3 protein-coding genes and 1 riboswitch are annotated in these 7,262 nt (G+C 74.3%); of the genes, 1 reads left to right on the forward strand and 2 read right to left on the reverse strand.

Annotation, left to right across the window (positions count from 1 at the left end):
• Positions 1 to 11: 11 nt before the first annotated feature.
• Positions 12 to 1,244: a cobalamin biosynthesis protein CobG gene (locus tag ACGFYP_RS09225; RefSeq protein ID WP_393489160.1), complete on the reverse strand. Its 1,233-nt coding sequence runs from the start codon at positions 1,242 to 1,244 to the stop codon at positions 12 to 14.
• A gap of 315 nt (positions 1,245 to 1,559) precedes the next feature.
• A riboswitch (cobalamin riboswitch) is annotated at positions 1,560 to 1,699 on the forward strand.
• Between the two features lie 36 nt (positions 1,700 to 1,735).
• Between ACGFYP_RS09225 and cobN the strand changes: the two genes are divergently transcribed.
• Entirely contained in the window at positions 1,736 to 5,338 is a 3,603-nt protein-coding gene (gene cobN / locus ACGFYP_RS09230; RefSeq protein WP_393488272.1) for a cobaltochelatase subunit CobN, read from the forward strand.
• A gap of 59 nt (positions 5,339 to 5,397) precedes the next feature.
• Here the strand turns inward: cobN and abc-f are convergent, their stop codons facing one another.
• Positions 5,398 to 6,978: a ribosomal protection-like ABC-F family protein gene (gene abc-f, locus ACGFYP_RS09235; RefSeq protein ID WP_393488274.1), complete on the reverse strand. Its 1,581-nt coding sequence runs from the start codon at positions 6,976 to 6,978 to the stop codon at positions 5,398 to 5,400.
• Positions 6,979 to 7,262 lie beyond the last annotated feature (284 nt).

Below are 7,262 nucleotides of genomic sequence, written 5' to 3' on the forward strand. Positions count from 1 at the left end.
GGTGCTCTCGCTCATCTCGTCGTGCGGGCCGCGGTCACGGCTTCGGGCAGGGCGGTACGGGGGGTGGGGACGCCGTCCACCAGGTAGTCGCCGCCGGCGGTGGCGAGGACGTCGGTCCAGTCGCCGTGCGGGTGTCCGCAGCGGCGCTCGCACCCGGAGAAGTGCACGGGGCGGCCGGGGAGGACGGGGAGGCCGTGGGCCGGGCCCGGGGCCGCGTCCGCGCGGACGTCCGCGAGGGACTTGGCGCAGCCGGGGAGCCCGGTGCAGGCGGTGATGCCGGCCCAGGGGGAGTCGGGGCGGGTGATGAGCCCGGCAGCGTCGAGGGCGGGCAGCCGGTCGACGCCCGCCCCGGCGACGACGACGCCGCGCCAGGGCGTGAGCCGCACCTCGTCGGCGGGGAGCAGGGCCCGCAGCTGGGCGGCGGTGAGACGCCCGAGGGGCGCGAGCACGGAGAGGGCGGAGGGGCCGAGGACGCCTGGGGAGGGGGGAGGGGCTTGGGGGAGTTCCGGCGCGGGTACGGGCTCCGCCGTCACCTCCGACTCCGCCACGTCCACCTCGTACCCCTCCGGGAGTTCCCGGACCCGCCAGGCCCCGGTCCCGGCCTTCCGCGCGGCGGCCAGGAACCCGCCCGCCACCGCCAGGGCCGCGCCGGGCGCGTCGGAGCTCGCGAGCCGGACGGCTCGCCCGCCGACGTGCAGCTGCGCCTCGCCGCCGTCCACTGCGACCAAGGTCACATCCCCGCCGAGCCCGGCGACGTCACCGCGCCCGTCGTCGAGGACGAAGAGGAATCGGCCGGAAAGTGCCGCCGCCCAGGGCGCGGCGCACAGGAGCGCGTCCAGCTCGCGGGCCCACAACTGCACGTTGGCGGCGCCGAGTCCGTCGAGGCCCGAGGCGGGGGAGGCGACGATGTTGCGGACGCGTTCGTGGGTGGGCGAGGGCAGCAGGCCCGCCTTGGCGAGGAGCGCCGCGAGCTCCGCCCCGCAGTCGTCGGCGAGGCCGCGCAGCTCGGCGTTGCCGCGTGAGGTGATGCTGAGCCGTCCGTCGCCCAGGGTCTCCGTGGCGTCCGCCAGGATCTCGACCTGACGGGACGTCAGACGACCTGCGGGCAGGCGGAGTCGGGCGAGGCGGCCGTCGTCGGCGGAGTGCAGGCGCAGCGCCCCGGGGCACGCGTCGCCACGGTCCCGTATGCGAGGTTCGCCCGGGTCGGGCGTCGGGGGCGGGGTGGGCGGCATGGCGGCGAGCATACCGACGGGCCACCGGGCGGCCACCAGGTGCGATCCGGCCGACGCGGCGACCGAGCCACCGGGCGGAAGCGTGCCGGACGGGGCGGCAGACCCCGGGCGGAAGCGTGCCGGACGCGGCGGCAGACCCCGGGCGGAATCGGGCAGGACGCGGCGGCCGGCCACCGGGCGGAAGCGGGCCTCGCACACCATCCCGCCCACAGCTCGCACCCGATCCGCCCGCAGCTCGCGCACGATCCCGCACGCAGCTCGCGGCCCATCCCGCCCGCAGTGTGATCCGGCCGACTCCGCCACCCGACCCGGCCCGTCGACCTCACGATCTACTATGCAGATCGGCATGGGGTCCCAGGACCCCGGGGAGGAAGCCCGGTGAGAATCCGGCGCGGTCCCGCCACTGTGAGCCAGGTCCCGCGAGGGACCGGGTGAGTCAGGAACTCCTGCCGTCCACACGACCACCCGGGGCGCGGACAACCCCGAGGAAGGCCTGCGCACGCATGCGAATTCTGTTGCTGTCGCACTCCGACACCGACCTGCTCAGCGCCCGCGCGGCCGGCGGTCCGGTCGAGTACCGGTTCGCCAACCCCTCCCGGCTCTCGCCGGACGACCTGCCCGGGCTCCTCGACGGCGCCGACCTCGTCCTCGTACGGCTCCTCGGCGGTCTGCGGGCCTGGGAGGACGGCCTTCAGGCCCTGCGGACGGCGGAGAAGCCGCTGGTCGTGCTCTCCGGCGAACAAGCCCCCGACGCCCAGCTGATGGAGGCCTCCACCGTCCCCGTCGGCGTCGCCACCGAGGCGCACGCCTACCTGGCGCACGGCGGCCCGGCCAACCTGGAGCAGCTCGCCCGGTTCCTCTCCGACACCGTGCTGCTCACCGGCCACGGCTTCGAGGCCCCGGCCGCCGCGCCGACCTGGGGTCCGCTGGAGCGCGAGCCGCGCGTCACGGACGGCCCCGTCGTCGCCGTGCTCTACTACCGCGCCCACCACATGAGCGGGAACACCGCCTTCGTCGGCTCGCTCTGCGAGGCGATCGAGGACGCCGGCGCCCGCGCCATGCCCCTGTACGTCGCGTCCCTTCGCGCCCCCGAGCCGGAGCTGCTCCGCCGCCTGCGCGGTGCCGACGCGATCATCACCACCGTCCTCGCGGCCGGCGGCACCAAGCCCGCCGAGGCGCAGGCCGGCGGCGACGAGGACGCCTGGGACGCGGGCGCGCTCGCCGCCCTCGACGTACCGATCCTGCAGGCGCTCTGCCTGACCGGTTCGCGCGCCGCCTGGGAGGAGAACGACGAGGGGCTCTCGCCGCTGGACGCCGCGAGCCAGGTCGCCGTGCCCGAGTTCGACGGCCGGCTCATCACCGTCCCGTTCTCCTTCAAGGAGATCGACGAGGACGGGCTGCCCGCGTACGTCGCCGACACCGAGCGCGCCGCCCGGGTCGCCGGGATCGCCGTCCGCCACGCGCTCCTGGGGTACATCCCGAACGCCGAGAAGAAGCTCGCCCTGGTCCTCTCCGCGTACCCGACGAAGCACTCCCGGATCGGCAACGCGGTCGGCCTGGACACGCCCGCCTCCGCGGTCGCGCTGCTGCGCCGACTGCGGGAGGAGGGTTACGACTTCGGCCCGGTCGAGGAGATCCCCGGCCTTGTCTCCGGCGACGGCGACGAGCTGATCTACGCCCTGATCGAGGCCGGTGGCCACGACCAGGACTGGCTGACCGAGGAGCAGCTCGCCCGCAACCCGGTCCGCATCCCGGCCGCCGACTACAAGCGCTGGTACGCGACCCTGCCGCAGGAGCTGCGGGAGGCCGTCGAGGAGCACTGGGGCCCGGCACCCGGCGAGATGTTCCTGGACCGGTCCCGCAATCCGGAGGGCGACATCGTCCTCGCCGCCCTGCGGCGCGGGAACCTGCTGATCCTCATCCAGCCGCCGCGCGGCTTCGGCGAGAACCCGATCGCGATCTACCACGACCCCGATCTCCCGCCGTCCCACCACTACTTGGCCGCCTACCGCTGGATCGCGGCGCGCGCCGAGGACGGCGGCTTCGGGGCGGACGCGATGGTCCACCTCGGCAAGCACGGCAACCTGGAGTGGCTGCCGGGCAAGAACGCGGGCCTGTCGGCCGCGTGCGGCCCGGACGCGGCGCTCGGCGACATCCCGCTGGTCTACCCGTTCCTGGTCAACGACCCGGGCGAGGGCACGCAGGCCAAGCGGCGCGTGCACGCGACCCTCGTCGACCACCTGGTGCCGCCGATGGCCCGCGCCGACTCGTACGGCGACATCGCGCGCCTGGAGCAGCTGCTCGACGAGTACGCGCAGATCTCCTCCATGGACCCGTCCAAGCTGCCCGCGATCCGCGCGCAGATCTGGACGCTGATCCAGGCGGCGAAGCTCGACCACGACCTGGGCCTGGAGGACCGCCCGGAGGACGACGGCTTCGACGACTTCCTGCTGCACGTCGACGGCTGGCTCTGCGAGGTCAAGGACGCCCAGATCAGGGACGGTCTGCACGTCCTCGGCGGCGCGCCGGCCGGGCCCGAGCGCGTGAACCTGGTCCTCTCGATCCTGCGCGCCCGGCAGATCTGGGGCGGTACGCAGGCCCTGCCGGGTCTGCGCGAGGCCCTCGGCCTCGACGAGTCGGCCGCGACCCGGACCACCGCCGACGAGGCGGAGGCGACGGCGCGCGAGCTGGTCGAGGCGATGGAGGCGGCCGACTGGTCCGTGGACGCGGTCGCGACCGTCGCCGAGGGGTACGGCCCCGACGTCGTCGCCGTGCTGCGCTTCGCGTGCGAGCAGGTCGTCCCGCGCCTCGCCGCGACGACCGACGAACTCACCCACGCCGTCCACGCGTTGAACGGCGGATTCGTCCCGGCCGGTCCCTCGGGATCGCCCCTCCGGGGCCTGGTCAACGTGCTGCCGACCGGCCGCAACTTCTACTCCGTCGACCCCAAGGCCGTCCCCTCGCGTCTCGCGTGGGAGACCGGCCAGGCGCTCGCCGACTCGCTCCTGGAGCGCTACCGCTCCGACAACGGCGAGTGGCCGACGTCCGTCGGCCTCTCCCTCTGGGGTACGAGCGCGATGCGCACGGCCGGAGACGACGTGGCCGAGGCGCTCGCGCTACTCGGTGTCCGCCCCACCTGGGACGACGCCTCGCGCCGCGTGAACGGCCTTGAGGCGATCCCGCTCGCGGAGCTGGGCCGCCCGCGCATCGACGTCACGCTGCGCATCTCGGGCTTCTTCCGGGACGCGTTCCCGCACGTCATCGGGCTCCTCGACGACGCCGTACGGCTGGCGGCCTCGCTCGACGAGCCGGCCGAGGACAACTACGTACGGGCGCACGCGCAGGCCGATCTGGCCGAGCACGGCGACGAGCGGCGGGCGACCACCCGGATCTTCGGCTCGCGGCCGGGCACGTACGGCGCGGGCATCCTGCAGCTGATCGACTCGCGCGACTGGCGGACGGACGCGGACCTCGCCGAGGTGTACACGGTGTGGGGCGGATACGCCTACGGCCGTGGTCTCGAAGGCCGCCCGGCGCGGGCCGAGATGGAGACGGCGTACAAGCGGATCGCCGTCGCGGCGAAGAACACGGACACGCGCGAGCACGACATCGCCGACTCCGACGACTACTTCCAGTACCACGGCGGCATGGTGGCGACCGTCCGTGCGCTGACGGGCACGGCCCCGGAGGCGTACATCGGCGACTCCACCCGCCCGGAGACGGTCCGCACCCGGACGCTGGTCGAGGAGACCTCGCGGGTCTTCCGCGCCCGTGTGGTCAACCCGAAGTGGATCGAGGCGATGCGCCGCCACGGCTACAAGGGCGCGTTCGAGCTCGCGGCGACGGTCGACTACCTCTTCGGCTACGACGCGACGACGGGCGTGGTCGCCGACTGGATGTACGACAAGCTCACGGAGACGTACGTCCTCGACCCGGAGAACCAGGCCTTCCTGAAGGAGGCCAACCCCTGGGCCCTGCACGGCATCGCGGAGCGCCTTCTGGAGGCCGAGTCGCGCGGCATGTGGGAGAAGCCGGACCCGGAGACCCTGGCCGCCCTGCGCCAGGTGTTCCTGGAGGCGGAGGGCGACCTGGAGGGCGACGACTAGGGCCTTTCGTTCGGGTCAGGCCAGACCCCGCGAGCCCGGCATGATCCAGACGAAAGGCCCTAGCTCGCGTGCGCCGGGGCCGGGGCCAGGTCGAGTCTGCGGCCCCGGAAGCCCGCGCGGATGCGGCGGTCGTGGGTGACGATCACGAGCGTGCCGGGGTAGTGGGCGAGTGCGGCCTCCAGTTCCTCCACCAGGCCGGGGGCCAGGTGGTTGGTCGGTTCGTCGAGGAGGAGCAGGTCCGCCGGGCGGGTGACCAGGCGGGCCAGTTCCAGCTTCCGGCGCTGGCCCGTCGACAACTCCCGTACGGGTACGGTGAGATCGGCCGCCCCGAAGAGCCCGAGCCGCAGCAGCTCCTCCTCCCGGGCCGCGCCGAACGCCGCCGCGACCGTGCGGGGGTCGTCGGGCAGCTCGGTGTCCTGGCGGAGCATTCCGACCCGAGGCGGGACCGTCACCGTCCCGCTGTCCGGGGCGAGTTCGCCCGCGAGGACCTTGAGCAGCGTGGTCTTGCCCGCGCCGTTCGGGCCGGTGACGAGGAGGCGCTCGCCGGGGGCCAGGTGCAGGGAGTCCAGGCGCAGCCGTCCCTCGACCCGTACGTCGGTCAGGGCGACCGCGCCCGCCCGGCCCTCGATGTCCGCCGTGAACCGCAGCGGTTCCGGGGGCGCGGCCACCGGGTTCTCGGTGAGCCGCTGGAGCCTCTCCCGGGCCGCCCTGATCCTGCTCATCGCGCCGTGCGCCCGTGACCGGGCCCGGAAGGCGCCCGCCCCGCTGAAGGCCGCCGGGGCCTTGCGCGGGATGGCGGAGAATCGGTCGATGTTCGTGTCGGCGAGGGCCGAGTACCGGGCGAGCTCCGCCCGCCACTCCTCGTACTCCCGCTCCCACCGGGCCCGTTCGGCGGCGCGGCCGGTGAGGTAGCCGGCGTAGCCGTTGCCGTACCGGCGTACCGTCCGCAGCTCGTGGTCGACCTCCAGGACGGCGGTGGTGACCCGGTCGAGGAAGGCCCGGTCGTGGGTGACGGCGACGACCGTCCCCCGGTGGGCGCGCAGCCGCTCCTCCAGCCAGGCCACGGCCTCGTCGTCGAGGTCGTTGGTCGGCTCGTCGAGGAGGAGGAGTTCAGGGTCGGCGGCGAGGGTGGCGGCGAGCGCGAGGCGCGAGCGCTGACCGCCGGAGAGCGTGCCGAGCGGGCGGTCGCGCCTCAGCGGGGCGCTCTCGCCGAGCTGCCGCAGGGTGGTCTCGACCCGCCGGTCGGCGTCCCGGCCGCCGCGCGCCTCGTACGCGGCGAGGAGCGCGGCGTAGCCGTCGAGGTCCCCGGTGCGGTCGAGGGCCGCCTCGGCGGCCCGGATCGCCCGCTCCAGCTCCCGTACGTCGGCGAGCGCGAGGTCGACGGCGTCGCCGACGCTCGCCGTGCCGGGCAGGTCCAGGGTCTGGGCGAGGTGGCCGAGACCGCCGGGGGAGTCGACGGCGACGGTGCCGTTGTCGGGCCGCTCCAGGCCGGCGAGGAGCCGGAGGAGGGTGGACTTCCCCGAGCCGTTGTCGCCGACGACGCCGACGCGTTCGCCGGGCCGGACGGTGAGGGAGACGCGGTCGAGGACGAGCCGGTCGTCGTAGCGCTTGGTGACGTCGGTGAGATGGACACGGAACAAGAGCGACTCCTGAGCAATCGATTAGACGAGACGTCTCGTCTCGTCTTGTGTCGACGACTGTACGGCGCGCGGGCCGATCCCGCAAGACGCTGCGTCTCGTTACGTGGGGGCGATGAGTTTAGCGGGCGCCGGCCGTCTACCCCTCTGAACCGTGCGAGAGCTGAGGGAGAAGGAACCATGGCCGAGAACGCCGAGAACGCCGAGAACGCCGAGAACGCCGAGAACGCCGAGAACGCCGAGAACGCCGAGAACGCCGAGAACGCCGAGAACGCCGAGAACGCCGA

The organism is Streptomyces sp. NPDC048370 (assembly GCF_043200825.1).
GTDB lineage: Bacteria > Actinomycetota > Actinomycetes > Streptomycetales > Streptomycetaceae > Streptomyces.

Excerpts from the sequence above, each read along its gene's own strand:
- ACGFYP_RS09225 (WP_393489160.1), bottom strand. The coding sequence starts at position 1,244 with ATGCTCGCCGCCATGCCGCCCACCCCGCCCCCGACGCCCGACCCGGGC.
- cobN (WP_393488272.1), top strand. The coding sequence starts at position 1,736 with ATGCGAATTCTGTTGCTGTCGCACTCCGACACCGACCTGCTCAGCGCC.